Source organism: Agrobacterium sp. Azo12, from assembly GCF_029193765.2.
Taxonomy (GTDB): domain Bacteria; phylum Pseudomonadota; class Alphaproteobacteria; order Rhizobiales; family Rhizobiaceae; genus Agrobacterium.
In genome coordinates this window covers 1,763,845-1,781,860 of sequence record NZ_JARFYO020000001.1, presented here as the reverse complement: position 1 = coordinate 1,781,860, position 18,016 = coordinate 1,763,845, and the positions used below count along the sequence as shown (strand labels likewise).

At 55.8% G+C, this 18,016-nt stretch carries 15 protein-coding genes; 7 read left to right on the top strand and 8 right to left on the bottom strand.

What is annotated here, in order from left to right:
- The first annotated feature begins 132 nt into the window (after positions 1-132).
- Positions 133-822: an HAD family hydrolase gene (locus tag PYL13_RS08300; protein ID WP_250982690.1), complete on the top strand. Its 690-nt coding sequence runs from the start codon at positions 133-135 to the stop codon at positions 820-822.
- Between the two features lie 76 nt (positions 823-898).
- On the opposite strand, the gene PYL13_RS08295 is transcribed toward PYL13_RS08300, so the two are convergent.
- Positions 899-2,767: a L,D-transpeptidase family protein gene (locus PYL13_RS08295; RefSeq protein ID WP_275641389.1), complete on the bottom strand. Its 1,869-nt coding sequence runs from the start codon at positions 2,765-2,767 to the stop codon at positions 899-901.
- A 481-nt stretch (positions 2,768-3,248) separates the two neighbouring features.
- On the opposite strand from PYL13_RS08295, the gene fumC reads away from it, so the two are divergent.
- Positions 3,249-4,640 (top strand): class II fumarate hydratase, encoded by a 1,392-nt coding sequence (gene fumC, locus PYL13_RS08290; RefSeq protein ID WP_250982691.1) that lies wholly within the window; start codon positions 3,249-3,251, stop codon positions 4,638-4,640.
- Between the two features lie 337 nt (positions 4,641-4,977).
- Complete coding sequence (locus PYL13_RS08285) at positions 4,978-6,045, top strand: GGDEF domain-containing protein (RefSeq protein WP_250982692.1); 1,068 nt, start codon at positions 4,978-4,980, stop codon at positions 6,043-6,045.
- Positions 6,046-6,164: 119 nt separating this feature from the next.
- On the opposite strand, the gene PYL13_RS08280 is transcribed toward PYL13_RS08285, so the two are convergent.
- From PYL13_RS08280 to PYL13_RS08270, 3 genes are all read right to left on the bottom strand, one after another.
- Complete coding sequence (locus tag PYL13_RS08280; RefSeq protein WP_275640992.1) at positions 6,165-6,773, bottom strand: pyridoxamine 5'-phosphate oxidase family protein; 609 nt, start codon at positions 6,771-6,773, stop codon at positions 6,165-6,167.
- 65 nt (positions 6,774-6,838) lie between these two features.
- Positions 6,839-8,653 (bottom strand): monovalent cation:proton antiporter-2 (CPA2) family protein, encoded by a 1,815-nt coding sequence (locus PYL13_RS08275; RefSeq protein ID WP_275640991.1) that lies wholly within the window; start codon positions 8,651-8,653, stop codon positions 6,839-6,841.
- Between the two features lie 123 nt (positions 8,654-8,776).
- Entirely contained in the window at positions 8,777-9,145 is a 369-nt protein-coding gene (locus tag PYL13_RS08270) for a gamma-butyrobetaine hydroxylase-like domain-containing protein (RefSeq protein WP_192487689.1), read from the bottom strand.
- Positions 9,146-9,355: 210 nt separating this feature from the next.
- Between PYL13_RS08270 and moaA the strand changes: the two genes are divergently transcribed.
- From moaA to mobA, 4 genes are all read left to right on the top strand, one after another.
- A complete protein-coding gene (gene moaA / locus PYL13_RS08265) occupies positions 9,356-10,345 on the top strand; it encodes a GTP 3',8-cyclase MoaA (protein WP_250983233.1) in 990 nt (329 codons plus the stop codon).
- 147 nt (positions 10,346-10,492) lie between these two features.
- Positions 10,493-11,383, top strand: coding sequence for a DMT family transporter (locus PYL13_RS08260; protein WP_275640990.1), 891 nt, complete (start codon positions 10,493-10,495; stop codon positions 11,381-11,383).
- Between the two features lie 79 nt (positions 11,384-11,462).
- Complete coding sequence (locus PYL13_RS08255) at positions 11,463-12,692, top strand: multidrug effflux MFS transporter (RefSeq protein ID WP_275640989.1); 1,230 nt, start codon at positions 11,463-11,465, stop codon at positions 12,690-12,692.
- Positions 12,685-13,305, top strand: coding sequence for a molybdenum cofactor guanylyltransferase MobA (mobA, locus tag PYL13_RS08250; RefSeq protein ID WP_275640988.1), 621 nt, complete (start codon positions 12,685-12,687; stop codon positions 13,303-13,305). The genes PYL13_RS08255 and mobA overlap by 8 nt, the downstream gene beginning before the upstream one ends.
- 93 nt (positions 13,306-13,398) lie before the next feature.
- Here mobA and PYL13_RS08245 read toward each other — a convergent pair whose 3' ends face one another.
- From PYL13_RS08245 to serS, 4 genes are all read right to left on the bottom strand, one after another.
- A complete protein-coding gene (locus PYL13_RS08245) occupies positions 13,399-15,003 on the bottom strand; it encodes a peptidoglycan DD-metalloendopeptidase family protein (RefSeq protein ID WP_441296631.1) in 1,605 nt (534 codons plus the stop codon).
- A gap of 276 nt (positions 15,004-15,279) precedes the next feature.
- Positions 15,280-15,921 carry a protein-L-isoaspartate(D-aspartate) O-methyltransferase gene (locus PYL13_RS08240; RefSeq protein WP_409515557.1) on the bottom strand — a complete coding sequence of 214 codons (642 nt, stop codon included), beginning with the start codon at positions 15,919-15,921 and terminating at the stop codon, positions 15,280-15,282.
- A gap of 8 nt (positions 15,922-15,929) precedes the next feature.
- Positions 15,930-16,706, bottom strand: a complete 777-nt coding sequence (gene surE / locus PYL13_RS08235) for a 5'/3'-nucleotidase SurE (protein ID WP_275640987.1) — start codon at positions 16,704-16,706, stop codon at positions 15,930-15,932.
- Positions 16,707-16,727: 21 nt separating this feature from the next.
- Entirely contained in the window at positions 16,728-18,011 is a 1,284-nt protein-coding gene (gene serS / locus PYL13_RS08230; protein ID WP_192487682.1) for a serine--tRNA ligase, read from the bottom strand.
- Positions 18,012-18,016: the final 5 nt, after the last annotated feature.

Genomic DNA, 18,016 nt, shown 5'->3' with positions numbered 1-18,016 from the left:
CCAAACGAAAGCCCTTATGCGCGAACAGACCACGGATGACAGCAGTTTATTGCAAATGCCCATGGCATTGCTTAGGCTGCCGCACAGAATTGTGAGCCCCATGACATTCAATCCCAGCCATAGAGAACGCCTTTGACTGCGCCACTTGCCATTTTCGACCTCGACGGAACCCTGATCGATACTGCACCCGATCTCGTCACCAGCCTCAACAGCACAATCGCCGAAGACAATCTTGCCCCTGTGACCTACGAAGATCTCATGCATCTTGTTGGCCAGGGCGCTAAAACCATGATCAAGCGCGCTTATGCGCTGCGCGAACAGCCGCTGTCCGACGAACGGCTGGAAGAGCTGTTTTTGCGCTTCATCGATTATTACAAGCAGAACATTCCCGGTGACAGCAAACCCTACCCCGGCATTATCGAGGCGCTGCTGCGTCTGAAGGACGCCGGTTTCGAGCTCGCCGTCTGCACCAACAAAACGGCCGTGCTGACACTGCCACTGCTGGAACAGTTGAATCTGACCCAGTATTTCCCGACCATCACCTGCGGTGACACCTTTGCGGTGCGCAAGCCCGATGCCGCCCATATCATCGGCACCGTCGAACTTGCCAAGGGTCGTCTGGACAATTGCGTCATGATCGGTGACAGCGTCAACGATATCATGGCCGCCAAAAACGCTGGCGTTCCTTCCATCGGCGTGACCTTCGGTTACACCGACATACCGGTTGAACAGCTGGACCCATCCTACGTGATCAGCTCGTTTGACGAACTGACACCGGAACTGTTGCTACAGTTGATTTCCGACCGCGCAAAGGCAGCCTGATCTCGAGCCGAGCCTTAGAATTTATCGCATAAAAAAAGCGCCCTTTCGGGTGCTTTTGTTTTTGGGTGATGTCGTCTCAGACTGACGATCCGCGTGCCTTGCTGGTTACGCCGAAAGCCTTCATGACATAGCTGTCACGGTCATAGACGTCGTCGAAGAACTCGACCTTTCCATCCTTGTTCGGCCATGCAGTGAAATAGGAGACATAAACCGGGATCTTCACCGGCACCTGAACCGCACGGTTCTTGCCGGATGCAATCTGCTGGTCGATCTCGCTGATGCCAACACCCATCACGGCCGCAGCCATGCGGCGCGGATCAACCAGACGAATACAGCCGTGGCTGAGCGCACGCATGTCACGCGAGAAGAAGCTCTTGGCAGGCGTGTCATGCATGTAGATGGCGTGCGCATTCGGGAACAGGATCTTCAGGTCACCCAACGCATTGTCACTGCTTGGCGGCTGGCGAACCGCAATGGCATTGGTCGAGCCGTACCAGTTGACGCTGGAAGACGAAACCGGCTTGCCGCCCACCTCAACCTGATAACCGAGGCGGTCCAGGTAGGATGGGTCATTGCGCAGCTTCGGCAGCATTTCGTTGACGATGATCGACTGCGGAACGCCCCAATAAGGGTTGAATTCTACCGTCTGGATCTGGTCCTGGAAGAAATAGGTCTGGTTGGCCTTGGAGCCAACAACCACCTTCATGCCGAACTCTTCCTTACCTTCATTGTGGTAATAGGCCATGAAGGCAGGCTGGTTGATGAAGACGTAACGCTGGCCGAGGTCTGCTGGCAGCCAACGCACCTGCTCCATCGCCACCACGACCTTGTTGATCTTGGCTTCATTGCTGTCGCCGATCATGGCGCGAACCGTTGCGCGGCCGATAACACCGTCAGCCTTCAGGCCATGTTCGCCCTGGAAGGCCTTGACCAGCTCCACCAGTTCCGGCGTGTATTCCGGGGTCTGCTGGTAGGTGGTGAAGGTTTCGGAATGCTGCTGTATCAGGCTTTCCGACGAACGGTGCTGGATTGCCTTCACGACATTGGCGAGCTCAGCATTGGTGTTGCCGGGCTTGAGAAGCAGGTTGTCGGAGAGAACGATACGCTCATGCTCGTTGCCATCCTGCTCACGCAGCGCAGCCAGTTCGGCCTTCAGCGACAGGTATTCCGGGTTTGATGGTTCGCGGCTGCGCAGATAGGCCGTAATGTCGGTGCTGAGACGTGACAGCTTCAGAACCGGCGCCAGATTGACGGTTTTGCGCTTAAAATCATGGTAGCCGGACAGTTTGTTCGGATCGACGCGGCCACGCATATTGTCCTGCACGTAGGTCAGGACTTTTGCAGATAGCGACAGTTCAAACTGCATCAAGGCGCGCTGGTAAGCGTCGTTTGTGCTGCTCACCTGCTGCTGCACCGGCTCTTCCGGTGCTGTTGCCGGTGTTTCGCTGATGCTGGCGGTGACGTCGCTGGCAGGAACGGAAATGATGTAGTCGGCCGGATCAAGACCGCTTGCCGAAACGCCTGCGAAGAACTCGAGAACGGCATTGGCCTTTTCATTGACTTCGCCATTGGTGACCCAAAGCGTTTTGCCGCCAGTACCGTAATAGGCTTCCAGCGCCTTGGCGACATCAACCGGTGCGCTGACCTTGGCATTATCAAGGAAACGCGCCTCATTGTCAGCCTCGCCGAAACCGGTGGTTTTCACCGTCTGGGTCGCGTCTGCCTTGTAGGTATAATAGCGAGGGCCGGCGATACGCGGCAGAGGCTCAGGGTCAGCATCATTTGTGACGCGGGCACTGCTGCCGTTACCGGTCACGACGCCTGGCAGTGGCTGCTGTTCACGTGCGCCCTGCTTGCCCGGACCACCGCGCAAGAGATCAAGCAGCGTGACAGCGCCAGCAGATGAAGGCATGGCTACCGAGAACGCAAGCCCGGCTGCCAGCATGAACGCAGCCGATGTTTTTCCAGATCCTGTATGCAATTTCGTCCTCACACCATAAGGCGGGAATGCAGCTGATTCCGCCTGTATTTATTTAATGACTGTCTAACCGATTACCGGTTTTTTGAAAAGAAAACGGACGACAGTGCGGGGCATCGAGCACCTCAACTTTCCGTTACGGAAGCACCATCGTCAGCACTCCATGCAGGGTTGGATTAAATGGTTAAATTTTCCTTTATTTTTGATGGCTTATACATAAAATAACAAACATCATGAACTCAGCACTGCTGCGATTTTTACGCGAAAACGCCATGTGACGGATATGCCACGGCGCGGAATATTCGATTTTCGACAAACCCCATTGTTACACTCAAGATAGGGTCATATGGGCTTTCCATGCTGGGCGGATGGCTCTATATGTCTGCGCGCGCAAGGCGTGCAAAAGTGCCGTTTTGCCGGAGGATTTGAGCATTAAGAGGCAGGACCGATGACAGCCACCCGCACGGAAACCGATACATTTGGCCCGATCGACGTCGCAAGCGACAGATATTGGGGCGCACAGGCACAGCGTTCGCTTGGAAACTTCAAGATTGGCTGGGAAAAGCAGCCACTTTCGGTTGTTCGTGCACTGGGCATCGTCAAGCAGGCCGCGGCCCGCGCCAACATGGCACTTGGCCGCCTGGACAGCTCCGTTGGCGACACCATCGTCAAGGCAGCGCAGGAAGTTATCGACGGCAAGCTGAACGACCACTTCCCGCTGGTTGTCTGGCAGACCGGTTCCGGCACCCAGTCCAACATGAATGCCAATGAAGTGATCTCCAACCGCGCCATCGAAATGCTGGGCGGAGAGATGGGCTCCAAGAAGCCTGTTCACCCGAACGATCACGTCAATATGAGCCAGTCGTCCAACGACACCTACCCGACGGCCATGCACATTGCCTGCGCCGAAGAGATCGTTCACCACCTTCTGCCAAGCCTCAAGCACCTGCATGCAGCACTGGACAAGAAGGCGAAGGATTTCGCCCACATCATCAAGATTGGCCGCACGCACACGCAGGACGCCACCCCGCTGACGCTTGGCCAGGAATTTTCCGGTTACGCCGCACAGGTTGCTTCTGCCATCAAGCGCATTGAACTGACCCTGCCCGGCCTTTGCGAACTGGCACAGGGCGGCACCGCCGTCGGCACCGGCCTTAACGCACCAGTCGGCTTTGCTGAAAAGGTTGCCGAAGAAATCGCTTCCATCACCGGTCTCGACTTCGTCACCGCCCCTAACAAGTTCGAAGCGCTTGCAGCGCACGACTCCATGGTCTTCTCGCACGGCGCCATCAATGCTGCCGCTGCTGCCCTGTTCAAGATTGCCAATGACATCCGTTTCCTCGGCTCTGGCCCACGCGCCGGCCTTGGCGAGTTGTCGCTGCCAGAAAACGAGCCTGGCTCGTCGATCATGCCAGGCAAGGTCAACCCGACACAGTCTGAAGCATTGACGCAGGTTTGCGCGCATATCTTCGGCAACCAGGCCGCCATTACGTTCGCAGGCAGCCAGGGCCACTTCGAACTGAACGTCTACAACCCGATGATGGCTTACAACTTCCTGCAGTCCGTCCAGCTTCTGGGCGACGCTGCCGTGTCCTTCACCGACAACTGCGTTGTTGGCATCGAAGCGCGCGAAGACAACATCCGCAAGGGCGTTGAAAACTCCCTGATGCTGGTCACGGCTCTCAACAGCAAGCTGGGTTACGACGCCTGCGCCAAGATTGCCAAGACCGCACACAAGAACGGCACGACGCTGCGTGAAGAGGCTGTCGGAGGCGGTTACCTGACCAACGAAGAGTTTGATCAGTATGTTCGTCCAGAAGAGATGATCGGCCCGAAGTAAGTCGATTGAAAGATATACATCGAACGGCTCCGGAAACGGGGCCGTTTTTTATTTGGCAATTTTCGTCAACGTATTAGAGTTATTGCACAAACCATTGATGCCCAAAACTAACCCAAGAAAAATCAATGGCAAAAAATTATACAAGCAAAACGCTAAAGCAAAAACAATCTTCGGTTGATGACCTCAAAAACAATATAAAAACAGCAACTTAAATTGCGACTATACTTACATCATCATTTTCGAAATAATAGAACACATCACCAAAATTAAATATTCCAAAAGAAATTGGGTGCTAATATTTAGCATGATTTAAGCCTAGAATTATTTGGAGACTTTGATGAGCACAGTAACCACGCCCAAGGCGCAGGTTCCTGATATTGCCGGTCAGATTACCTATGCCATGCGCAGCATGGGCGTGGCACCTATACCCCGCAATTACAGTCTATTTTATGAAGCCTATATTGGCTCTAACCCTGCCCTCACCCGCGAGCTGGCTGCCCTTGGCAGCAAGGCGACGCAGGAGGAACTCGACGCGCTGGGCGACCAGTATTTTGACCATAATCACGGCCGTATCATTGAAACTGCGCATGACAAGGTTCGCTCTGAGCTGGAATCCCTGCTGTCGCTTTTGCAGCATGAACAGAATTCAATGGAAAACTACAGCAAGCTGCTGGTTGAGACAGTTGCGCGGATTTCCAACAAGAATATCACGAGCAACAATATTGTCGGCAGCGTGATCAAAGTATTGCAGGATGCAACCGGCAATACTGCGGCCCATGGTGAAAAGACTGCACAGAGCGTCAGCCGCCATTCCGAAGAGATGAACCAGGTTCGTCAGGAACTGGACGAATACAAGCGTATCGCCAATACGGATTCGCTGACCCGTCTTTCCAACCGCCGCGCTTTTGATGAAAAGCTGTCTTCCCTGTTCGACAGTTCCATTGGCCTTCATCTGACATCGCTCGTGTTGCTCGACATCGACCACTTCAAGCGCATCAACGATACCTATGGCCATCCGGTTGGCGACAAGATTCTCGCGACCGTCGGCAATCTTATCCGCTCCAACGTTCGCAAGGACGTGTTTGTGGCCCGCACCGGCGGTGAAGAATTCGCAATCATCCTTGAAGGCAACAATGTCGATGAAGTGATGACGATCTGCGAACGCATTCGCTTGTCGCTGGAAAATACACCGTTCCGCAACTCGCGCTCGGGCACGGATTACGGCCCTGTGAATATCTCGATCGGTTACGCCATGGGGTCACAAGCCTCTGGTCCTGGCGAGCTTTACGCACAGTCTGACACCGCACTTTACCATGCCAAGGAAACCGGCCGCAACCGCAGCGTTTTCTTTGAAGAAGGCATGCAGAAGAATTACGTTGGCAAGAACTGGTTGATCTACAAGTAGTAACCAGCGCCAACATCCAGAATAAAAAGAGCCTGTCATGTCCCAAGCATGACAGGCTCTTTTTTATTGGTCGTCGTCTTATTGATCAGGCTGTTGTCCTGTCCGCCGCAAACGGCGCATCACCACATGGTGACGGCGGCACGAGCAGCCCATGTGCTGTCATAGGTGTCCTTGTCAAAGTCTGCCTTTGCAGCCTTCAGCAAGGTACCGGGTGTCGGCAATGTCGCCGGGTCTACAAAGTGCTCCGGGTTCCACAGTTCCGAGCGCATCAAGGCTCTGGCGCACTGGAAATACACCTCATCAATGCTCACGACCAAAACGGTGCGTGGATGTTTGCCATCCATCACGAAGCTTTCCAGCAAAGCCGGATCAATCGACACCTGTCCCTTGCCATTGATGCGCATGGTGGTGTTGGAGCCGGGGATCAGGAACATCAGCGCGACGCGCGGGTCACGAACCACATTGAGAAGGGAATCGATACGGTTGTTACCGCGCCAGTCGGGCAACAGCACCGTCTTGTCATCGGCAACCCGCACGACACCGCCGCGGTCGCCACGCGGCGAACAGTCCATGCCCTCAGGACCAACGGTTGCCAGGGCGACAAAGGGCGAGGTTTCGATCATCAGCCAGTATTCGGCGGTCAATCGTTCCGTGACCTTGGCGACCGACGCTTCTGAAACGCCATTGTAAATGGCCTGCAATTCTTCAACCGACTGTATGATACTCATCTGTCCTCACCTTTTCATGCATGTGTGAAAGCACCGTCACATGACAGGAGAATGACGGTAAACCGTCATCTCCTCGCCTCTGCACTGGCGCTTTCCTGCTGCGCACGTTTCTTCGCCGTTCTTGCCGCAACAAGGTCAGCCGGCTGGGCATTGCCACGCACCAGCGAGCGGCCAGCGTAGATGCCGCCGACAACTTCAAGCGCGAAGCGTTCCTGGTCAACATCGCGGAATTCCTCGACCAGCCGCGCTGCGACCTCCATGTCTTCACCAAGCACGTTCAGCACTTCTTCACTGAAGTTCAGTGCCGATTCCAGTGTCTCGCGGATCTGGTAATCAACACCGGCATTCAACAGATCGATAGCGTGGGCGCGGTCAAAGGCGCGCGCCAGCACCGGCACCAGCGGGAATTCGTGCTTGACGATCTCGGCAATGCGGATGGCCGCTTCCTTGTCGTCCACGCAGATCAGTACAGCCTTGGCGGTGGCAGCACCGCCGGCATGCAGGATTTCAGAGCGTGAACCATCGCCGTAATAGACCTTGAAACCGAACTCGGCGGCTTCCCGGATAAATTCCGGGTCACGGTCAATCAGCGACAGCGTGTAACCGCGCGCCAGCAAGGGCTGGCTGACAATCTGGCCAAAACGGCCAAAACCGATCAACAACACCGTGCCTTCGACATTTTCCGGCAGGTCCAGATCATGGGTATCTGGCACGGCAGCTGGAACCAGACGATCATGCAAGATCACCATCAGCGGTGTCAGGATCATCGAAATGATGATGGTTGCGGTCAACAGCGCATTTTCTTCGCGGTTGAAGATGCCGGCCGCAATGGCGGCGGCGTAGAGCACAAAGGCAAATTCGCCGCCCTGCGCCATCAGCACCGCACGCTCGAGGCTTTCACGTTTGCAGGTGCCGAGAATACGCGCCACGCCGTAGATGATGACAGACTTCAGCACCATGTAGCCGATCACGCTGGCAACGACGATCTTCCAATTCTGGGCAATGACGGTCAGGTCAATTGCCATGCCGACAGCCAGGAAGAACAGGCCAAGCAGGATACCACGGAAGGGTTCGATATCGGCCTCCAGCTGGTGGCGGAATGACGATTCCGACAGCAGCACACCGGCCAGAAATGCACCCATGGCCATGGAAAGCCCGCTCATCTGCATTAACAAAGCAGATCCCAGCACCACCAGAAGGGCAGCGGCAGTCATGACTTCCCGTGCACCGGAGGCGGCGAGTAGGCGGAAAAACGGATTGAGCAGATAACGACCGGCAACAATCAATGCTGCGATGGCAGCAAGGCCAATTCCAATCGACAGCCATCTCTGCGATGCCGTCACTTCTTCGCCGCCGCTGCCGAGAAACACCACCAGCGCCAAAAGTGGCACAATCGCCAGATCTTCAAACAGCAGGATGGAGATGATGCGCTGGCCTTTCAGCGTCGACATGCTTCCGCGTTCCTGCAGCATCTGCATCACAATGGCAGTAGAGGTCAGCACGAAGCCGGTCCCGGCCACGAACGACGGAATGGCGGGATAACCAAGGCTGACGCCAATGACCGTCAGGCCGGCCATACAGGCCAGCACCTGAAATGCCCCGAGACCAAAAATGTCCTTGCGCATCGACCACAGCCGCGACGGCTGCATTTCAAGCCCGATGACGAACAGGAACATTACGACGCCAAGTTCGGCGATATGCAGGATGGCCTGCGAATCCGAAAAGAACCCAAACCCAAAGGGACCAACGACAAGACCGGCGGCCAGATAACCAAGCACGGAGCCCAAACCGATTTTTTTGAACAACGGGGCGGCAACGACGCCTGCGCTCAACAGCACCACCACCTGCAACAAATCATTGCCGTTTGCTTCAACCGCCAAAGTTCACCTCACCTGTGCGTATATGTATAAATCACGTCTGGAGCGCTTCTGATCAGAACCGATCGGTTCAAGCGCCCTCGTATGAAAGGAATAAATTAGTATCTGCCGTTTGCCACCTGCAGCCTAACGGCGGCGCGGCTCGCGGCTCAGTCCTTTTTCTGCCAGTTCAGCCTCGTAAGCCGCAAACAGCTTGTCGCCATCACGCCCGAGTTCCAGCAGATATTTCCACGTAAAGATACCGCTGTCATGGCCATCGTCAAAAACGACGCGAACGGCATAGTTTCCAGCAGCGACCATGTTGCGGATGGCAACATTGCGTTTGCCGGGCACAGTTACCTTCTGGCCGGGACCATGCCCCTGCACTTCTGCCGAAGGCGACAGAACCCGCATCACTTCCGCCGGGATTTTATACTGCGCACCGTCATCGAAGGTAACAGACAACAGATGGCGATCCTGTGAGACCTTCAATTCGGTGGGCCAAGGATCACTCATTGTTCATTTCCCTAATGTCTTGTAGTGTTTCACAGTTATGGTCTTGTTTCGTTATAAGCAAGTCTCTAGATAAAACACGCGCAACGAACACCTTGGCTTGGCCTGAAACAGTATCACATTGAACATGTGTTCGAAGCAGGAGTTGGCACGTTGAACAGCTTTTTGGGACCTGTCGGAAAAACCGAAGCCCTGACACCAAATTCAGAACCCATGATCGATCCTTTTGGGCGTGCGGTCACCTATTTGCGTGTGTCGGTGACAGATCGCTGTGATTTCCGATGCACCTATTGCATGTCGGAACACATGACCTTCCTGCCCAAGAAAGACCTATTAACGCTGGAGGAGCTGAACCGGCTCTGTTCCGCCTTCATTCAAAAGGGTGTGCGTAAGCTGCGCCTGACCGGCGGCGAACCGCTTGTGCGCAAGAACATCATGGAACTGGTGCGCAATCTCGGCCGCCATGTCTATGCCGGCACGCTTGACGAGCTGACGCTGACCACCAACGGGTCGCAGCTGGCACGCAATGCCGAAGAACTTTACGACTGTGGCGTGCGCCGCATCAATGTGTCGCTTGATACGCTGGATCCGGTCAAGTTCAAGCAGATCACTCGCTGGGGTGATTTCTCCAAGGTCATGGAAGGCATTGATGCCGCCCAGAAGGCTGGTCTGCAGATCAAGCTCAATGCGGTTGCGCTGAAGGATTTCAACGAGTTTGAAATTCCCGAGATGATGCGTTTTGCGCATGGACGCGGCATGGACCTCACCGTGATTGAAACCATGCCGATGGGTGAGATCGAGGAAGATCGCACCGACCGTTATCTGCCGCTGTCGCAACTGCGCACGCAGCTGGAAGAACAGTTCACGCTATCGGACATTCCCTACAAGACCGGCGGCCCTGCCCGGTATTTCAAGGTTACAGAGACAGGCGGCCGTCTGGGGTTCATCACGCCGCTTACCCATAATTTCTGTGAAAGCTGCAACCGCGTGCGCCTGACCTGCACCGGCACGCTTTACATGTGCCTTGGCCAGAACGATGCCGCAGACCTGCGCACCGCACTTCGAGCCAGCGAGGATGATGGCCTGTTGTCCAATGCCATTGACGAGGCAATCCTGCGCAAACCGAAGGGTCATGACTTCATCATTGACCGCACACACAAGCGGCCAGCTGTCGCCCGCCACATGAGTGTTACCGGCGGCTGAGCACGTCGCTCGCGCATTGTATATTGCTTATTTAATTCGTCACCACAACCAGACGTTTTCCCGCCTCGCTGACCTCGCACAGCCATGATCGATTGGCTACTACTGGCCCGTGTCCGAGGGGATTCGGGCGGGAGAGGCTCTACTGTAATGGCAATGACGGAAAATACCCGGGGCGCGATGTTCATGGCACTTGCCATGGCCAGCTTCACCATCAACGACGCATTGGTGAAATCCGTCACCCCATTCATGAATACCGGCCAGATCATGTTCGTACGCGGCGTGATGACCACAGTGATGATTATCGCGCTCGCCAAATATTTTGGCGCCCTGAGGCCCATCAAAACACTGTTTCGACCACTAGTGCTGTTGCGGACAGTTAGTGAGATTACCGCCACGGTCCTGTTTCTGACCGCACTCGGCCAAGTGGAATTTGCCAGCATTTCCTCAATCATGCAGTCCTTGCCACTGGTGGTGACGCTGGGGGCTGCACTTTTTCTGGGCGAGCCGGTGGGCTGGCGGCGCTGGGTGGCGATTGGTATCGGTTTTGCCGGTGTATTGACTATCATTCGGCCGGGGTCGGAAGGTTTTACCACCGGTGCATTGCTGGCAATTGCATCGGTGTTCGTCACGGCCTGTCGTGATCTGGTGACGCGGCGCATGTATGCCGACGTACCGTCGCTGACCATCAGCATGTTTACCGCAACTGCCAATACGGCGTTTGGCGCATTGCTGATCGTGCCGATGGGTGGCTGGCAGCCGATGGAATGGAGTGTCATCGGCCATCTTGCCGTCGCGTCCATCCTGGTGCTCTCCGGCTACCAGACGGTGATCTTCGCCATGCGCTCGGGCGAAATCTCCTTCGTCGCGCCGTTCCGCTACACCAGCCTGCTGTGGGCGCTGATGATTGGCATTCTGGTTTTTCAGGAAAAACCCGACATCTGGACCTTGATCGGTGCAGCGATTGTCATTGCATCCGGCATTTACACGTTCTATCGCGAGAGACGACGCTATCTGATGAAATCGGCCAAGGATTCCTGAAAATCCCCGTTATGCCGGAATGACGCAAACCAGCCCTATCCGCAACCGTTAAGGGCGGTGACGCGTCAGGAGTAATGAATTGACTGACGTAGGTTTTCTGAACAGAAAAACACCGCCACATATTTTCACGCTGGTTATGGTGGCCGGGCTTTCTGCCCTCAGCATGAACGTGTTTCTGCCCTCGCTGCCGGCCATGACCGCGCATTTCGAGACACAATATGCCGTCATGCAGCTGTCGATCTCGGGTTATCTCGCTGCCACCGCCTGCGTGCAGCTGGTTGTTGGCCCGCTGTCTGACCTGTTTGGCAGACGGCCGGTGATGCTGGTCAGCCTGTGCATCATGTGCATTGCAACGCTGGTCTGTTTTCTGGCGCCCAATGTCGGTGTGTTCATGGTGGCGCGTTTTGCGCAGGCCAGTGTCGCGACATGTTTCGTGCTGGCCAGAGCCGTGGTGCGCGACATGGTGCCGGCCAATCAGGCCGCCTCGATGATCGGTTACGTGACGATGGGCATGTCTGTCGTGCCGATGGTTGGCCCGATGATTGGTGGTGTCCTGAATGATATCGGCGGCTGGCAGGCAAGTTTCCTGCTGTTGATGGGCCTGACGATGCTGGTGATCGTGCTTGTCTATTTTGATCTTGGTGAAACCAACCGCCAGAAGTCGACCAGTTTTTCGGCACAGTTCAAGGCCTGGCCTGAACTTCTCAAATCACGGCTGTTTTGGGGATACGCGCTGACCTCGACATTTTCGTCCGGTCTGTTCTTTTCGTTTCTCGGTGGTGCGCCATTCATTGGCAGCACACTTTACGGCCTGACACCGGCGATGCTGGGTGTGCAATTCTTCTTCATGGCGGCGGGCTATATGCTCGGCAACTTCATCTCCGGCCGTTATGCCAGTGACATCGGTATCATCCGCATGATGGTGTCCGGCAATCTCATCGCCATGACCGGAATTGTCATCGCCATCGTCCTTGCCAATACGGGCCTGCACAGCCCTTACGCCTTCTTCATGCCGCTGGCGCTGATCGGTGTTGGCAATGGCGTGACCTTGCCAAGTTCCAATGCCGGCATGGTCAGCGTAAAACCACATCTGGCGGGTTCTGCCTCCGGTCTCGGTGGTGCGCTAACGATTGGCGGTGGTGCTGCGCTGTCTGTTATCGCAACCTCGCTGCTATCGCCAACCTCCGGCACACAGCCGCTGCTGTTCATGATGGTTGCAACCGGGCTTCTCGCCCTTTACGCAACATACTTCACGCGCAAAGCCGAACGGCAGGAAGCCAGCCGGTCACAACGAGACGACAATGCATAAAAATCTTCCCGGCCTCATTCTCGCTGGCGGCCTTTCCCGCCGCATGGGCAGCAACAAGGCGCTCAAGCAACTAGGCGACAGCGCCCTGCTCTCGCATGTCATCGAGCGTATCCGCCCGCAAGTCTCATACCTTGCGCTAAACGCACCCCATGAGTGGGCAGACGAGTTTGGCCTTCCTGTGGTGCCTGACACAAAACTCGGCCATGCCGGGCCGCTGGCAGGCATTCTGGCTGGACTACGTCACATGGCGACAGTGGCACCGGACGCCAGCCACATGCTGACAGTCCCGGCCGACAGTCCGTTCTTTCCCGACACTCTGGAAGACCAGCTGCGGTCTTACATGACTGACGACAGCACGGTCATCATTGCCGCATCTGCCGGTCAGGTGCATCCGGTGTTCGGTCTGTGGCCAGTCGCCATTGCCGATGATCTGGAGCAATGGCTTGCGGTGGATGAAAACCGTCGTATCCGTAACTTCCTTGGCCGGCATTCGACCCTTGGCATTTCATTCCCCAAGATTGAAAGCGTCACCTCGTCCATTGATCCGTTTTTCAACATCAACACGCCGGACGAGCTTTCCATTGCGCAGGCATTTCTGGATACGCTGGATTGAAGTAGAAGCGCCTAAATCGGCGCCAAAAAACATGCCTATAAACACAAAAAAGCCGGGCTCAAGCCCGGCTTTTTCTTCCCTGAGACGCACTACCTACTCAAGGTATCCTGATGGGTTCACCGGCGTCGCATCCTTGCGCACTTCGAAGTGAACCTGTGGGCGTTTCGCGCTGCCGCTCATGCCCGATGTCGCAATTGTATCGCCGCGCTGCACCTTCTGGCCGCGCTGTACGTTGAGGGCGGAAGCGTGGCCGTAAACGGTCACCTTGCCATCGTCGTGACGAACCAGAACCGTGTTGCCGAGCTGCTTCAGACCGTTACCGGAGTAGATAACCACGCCGTTTTCAGCAGCCTTGATCGCCGTACCCTCGGGAACCGAGATATCGATACCGTCGTTACGATTGCCATCGACGTTCTCACCGAAACCGGAGATCACGGCGCCACGAACCGGCCAGCGGTATTTGCCGATGCCTGTTGCGGCCGGAGCAATCGATGCCACGTCGGACTTCTTCTCGATCTCGCCGACTGTCGAAGTGGCGACCGGTGCCTTGTAAGGCTCAGGCGACTTCACAGCGGTTTCAGTCTTCGCAGGCGCTGCCGGCTGTACCGGTGTTTCCTTCGGCGTGATCGACGCAGTTTTTACATTGTCGGTGTTGGCAGAAGGCATCTGCAGCGTCTGGCCGATACGAATGTTTTCGTTCGACAGGCCATTTGCAGCCTTCAAAGCAGCAACGCTAACACCATTTGCCTTGGCAATCTTGGCAAGGCTGTCACCTGGCTGCACCTTGTAACCACCGGTTGGCGGCAGAGGCTTGCCACCTGGAGGTGTCAGCTTTGCAGCTTCGCCGGATGCCTTGTCGCGGGCAGCAGCAGCGGACGGCAGAACAGCAAGGTTCTGGTCGTTCTGGCGGGTTGGTGCCGGCAGGTTGCCGTCATTGGCGAGATTTACGTTGTCCGCAGCGGCCTTGGCAGCGTTACGTGGCGTGCCGAAGGTCGGAATGGTGATCGATTGGCCAGGTGCCGCAGCCGAAGCCGTCGTCAGTCCATTGGCCTTGAGGATTTCCTTTTCAGGAACACCGTAACGCTTGGACAGCGTCGCAATGGTTTCACCCTGGCGCAGCGTCACACTTGGGCCACCCTGCGCATTCCAGCCATTTGAAGACGGCTTGGTTGACGCGGTGGAAAGCTGGTCAACAGCACGCGGTGCAGCCGGAGCCTGCGCAACAACCGCCGGTGCGGCAGGCTGCAGGTTGGCCGACGGGAATGGCTGTGCCATCGCCTGATTACGCGACTGCGGTTCGCGAAGCGTGTTGCCTGCGGATGGAGCTGTCAGTTCCGAGCGCTGGATCGTCGATGGCGAAGAGGCCACCCGTGCGCTGGAACTTTGCACCGAGCCGTAATTACCAGAGTTGTTCTGGTATGGCTGGTTATAATTCTGATTGTTGTTACCGTAGGCAGGCTGAGCTGATGCCATCGATGAACCATTGACATCGCCCATCGGGATCGGTGCCTGACCATAGGCACCTGCACCGTTTCTGGAAGGGATTGATGCAGTGGTCATCGTATCCGTTTCATTGGAAAACAGACCGCTGAACCGGGTGGCATCCGAGCTACAGCCCGTAACCACGCCTGCCAGCGAGATTGCAACCAAAACTCTTGCGACTGATTTTCCGATTTTGGGCGAATTCTTCATACGCATGACTCGATCTACACTGACGCCAACCCGCCGAAACTGACTGCCTCGGCGCAAACTCATTTCTTGCAAGGCCCATTTCCCGAGAACGGAAAAACCATGCGTCTATGGATATGATTAAAGCGCGTTAGTATTACTACGCGGTTAAGACGCTTAAATTCCGCGCAGTTTTTTTGACAATTCGATAACCATGACAATTAAGACATGGCAAAAAGCAAGGCGAAGTCTGAATTCCTTGTTTGAATTCAAAGCCTTAAAAAACAGCAATTGCGACAGAAAAAATCAGATATGGCGCGCCATATGCGGGATAAGCGGCAAATAAGGCGCTTCGAACATATCCTCGCGCTCAAAACGGCTGCCGGTTTTTGACAAACGCATCATCACGCAACGCTCGTCATCCACCATCAGCGGCGCAATCAAAACGCCGCCGGAAACGAGCTGTTCGGCCATGAAGCGTGGAAAGGTGGTAAAGGCTGCCGTAATCAGAATACGGTCAAAGGTGCCCTCGCCTGTCAGACCATTGCTGCCATCGGCAAGGCGGGTCACGACATTACGAAGGCCAAGGCCTTCCATACGCTTCTGCGCGCTCTGAACCAGGGTCCTGTAACGATCAATGGAAACGACACGTTCTGCCATGCGGCCAAGAACAGCGGCGGTAAAACCGCTGCCCGTTCCGATTTCCAGTACACGCTGCCCCGGCTTGACCTGAAGCCGGGCCAGCATTTTAACCGCCATATCGGCGCCTTCCATGAACGACCCGCAATCAATCGGGATGGTTCGGGTGGAATAGGCATCGTCGGCAAATTGCGATGGTACGAATTGCGAGCGTGGTGTCTGCTCGACTGCCGTCAACAGATCGATATCGGAGATGCCCTCGGCCCGAAGACGCAGGACCAGAGCAGCAAACCCCTCTTTTTCGATCATTGGCGATTTCAATCTGCAACTCCAAAACCAAGCGCCTGGGCAACACGATCCTTGACCGTATAATCTGTCAGGTCGAGTTTCAGAGGCGTTACAGAGATCTTGCCGTTCTTGACGGCATGAATATCGGTGCCTTCGCGGAACGTGCCCAGACGCTCGCCAAAACGCAGCCAGTAATAAGGAAGGCCACGGCCATCCTTGCGCTCTTCAACCGTCAGACCGAAGTCCAGCTTGCCCTGATCGGTCACGGTCACGCCCTGCACGTCATTCGGCGCGCAGTTGGGGAAGTTGAGATTAAGGAACGTGCCATCCGGCAGGTCGACATCGATCAGCTTCTTGATCAGGTCCGGTGCATAGGTTTCTGCAACTTCCCACGGCACGATGCGGTCACCGTCATCGGTGTGAGCATAGGCCTGGCTCAGCGCAAATGAACGCACGCCCTGCAGCGTGCCTTCGATGGCGCCGGCAATAGTACCGGAATAGGTCACGTCGTCGGCCATGTTGGCGCCGGAGTTTACACCCGACAGCACCAGATCAGGTTTGCCGGGCAAAACTTCGCGAATGCCCATGATGACGCAATCGGTTGGCGTACCGCGCAGGGCAAAATGCTTGTCGGAAACCTTGCGCAAACGCAGCGGCTCAGAAAGCGTCAATGAATGCGCCAGACCACTCTGATCCGTCTCCGGAGCGACAATCCACACATCGTCGGAGAGCTTGCGCGCAATGCGCTCAAGCACCGCCAGCCCTTCGGCGTGGATACCATCATCATTGGTCAGAAGAATGCGCATTCATATACCCTTTCTGCAGTATCAGGCTGCTTTTTCGATCTTGGTCAGACCGCCCATATATGGCAGCAGCACGTCCGGAATTGTGACAGAGCCGTCTTCGTTCAGGTAGTTTTCGAGAACGGCAATCAGGCAGCGGCCAACAGCCGTGCCGGAACCGTTCAGCGTGTGAACGAACTTCGTTGCCTTGTCTTCCTTGCCCCGGTAACGGGCGTTCATACGGCGACCCTGGAAGTCACCACAGACCGAGCAGGACGAGATTTCGCGGTAAGCGTTCTGGCCTGGCAGCCACACTTCAAGGTCATACGTCTTGCGTGCGCCAAAGCCCATGTCGCCGGTGCACAATGTCATGGTGCGGAAATGCAGACCAAGACGCTTCAGCACTTCTTCAGCGCATGCCGTCATGCGTTCATGCTCTTCCACAGCGCTTTCCGCATCGGTGATCGAAACCAGTTCGCACTTCCAGAACTGGTGCTGGCGCAGCATGCCACGGGTATCACGACCGGCAGAACCAGCTTCCGAGCGGAAGGACGGCGTCAGCGCGGTAAAGCGCAGCGGCAGCTTTTCCTGATCGAGAATTTCGCCCGAAACCAGGTTGGTCAATGTGACTTCAGCCGTCGGGATCAACCAGCGGCCATCCGTGGTCTTGAACAGGTCTTCGGAGAACTTCGGCAACTGGCCGGTTCCAAACATCGCTTCGTCACGCACCAACAGCGGCGACGACACTTCGGTATAACCGTGCTCGCCTGTATGCAGGTCGATCATGAACTGGCCAAGCGCCCGTTCCAATCGTGCAATCTGGCTGGTCAGAACAGTAAAGCGGGCGCCGGACAATTTGGCTGCGCGTTCGAAATCCATGTAGCCAAGCGCTTCACCGATATCGAAGTGTTCTTTCGCCTCATGGTTCCAGCCCGGCTTTTGACCAACGACACGCGCAACAATGTTGTCGTGTTCGTCTTTGCCGACAGGAACGTCATCGAAGGGAATATTGGGAATGCGCGACAGGGCGTCGTTGAGTTCTGCCGTGATCTGGCGGTCCTCTTCTTCTGCCTGTGGCATGGTTTCTTTCAGCTCGGCAACTTCGGCTTTCAGCTTTTCAGCAAGCTCGAAGTTCTTCTGTCCCATGGCTGCGCCAATCTCTTTGGAGGCGGCATTACGACGGGACTGCATTTCCTGAAGTTTCTGAATAACGGCACGGCGCTTTTCATCAAGCACTATCAAACCGGAAGAAAGAGGCTCCGCGCCGCGCTTTGCCAGGGCGGCATCCAGAGCTTCGGGGTTTTCGCGTATCCATTTAATATCGAGCATTGTCG

Bases quoted from the DNA above. Each gene is read 5' to 3' on its own strand.
- PYL13_RS08295 (WP_275641389.1), bottom strand. From the start codon at position 2,767: ATGCTGGCAGCCGGGCTTGCGTTCTCGGTAGCCATGCCTTCATCTGCT.
- fumC (WP_250982691.1), top strand. From the start codon at position 3,249: ATGACAGCCACCCGCACGGAAACCGATACATTTGGCCCGATCGACGTC.
- PYL13_RS08285 (WP_250982692.1), top strand. From the start codon at position 4,978: ATGAGCACAGTAACCACGCCCAAGGCGCAGGTTCCTGATATTGCCGGT.
- PYL13_RS08280 (WP_275640992.1), bottom strand. From the start codon at position 6,773: ATGAGTATCATACAGTCGGTTGAAGAATTGCAGGCCATTTACAATGGC.
- PYL13_RS08270 (WP_192487689.1), bottom strand. From the start codon at position 9,145: ATGAGTGATCCTTGGCCCACCGAATTGAAGGTCTCACAGGATCGCCAT.
- moaA (WP_250983233.1), top strand. From the start codon at position 9,356: ATGATCGATCCTTTTGGGCGTGCGGTCACCTATTTGCGTGTGTCGGTG.
- PYL13_RS08260 (WP_275640990.1), top strand. From the start codon at position 10,493: ATGGCAATGACGGAAAATACCCGGGGCGCGATGTTCATGGCACTTGCC.
- mobA (WP_275640988.1), top strand. From the start codon at position 12,685: ATGCATAAAAATCTTCCCGGCCTCATTCTCGCTGGCGGCCTTTCCCGC.
- PYL13_RS08245 (WP_441296631.1), bottom strand. From the start codon at position 15,003: ATGCGTATGAAGAATTCGCCCAAAATCGGAAAATCAGTCGCAAGAGTT.
- PYL13_RS08240 (WP_409515557.1), bottom strand. From the start codon at position 15,921: ATGATCGAAAAAGAGGGGTTTGCTGCTCTGGTCCTGCGTCTTCGGGCC.
- surE (WP_275640987.1), bottom strand. From the start codon at position 16,706: ATGCGCATTCTTCTGACCAATGATGATGGTATCCACGCCGAAGGGCTG.
- serS (WP_192487682.1), bottom strand. From the start codon at position 18,011: ATGCTCGATATTAAATGGATACGCGAAAACCCCGAAGCTCTGGATGCC.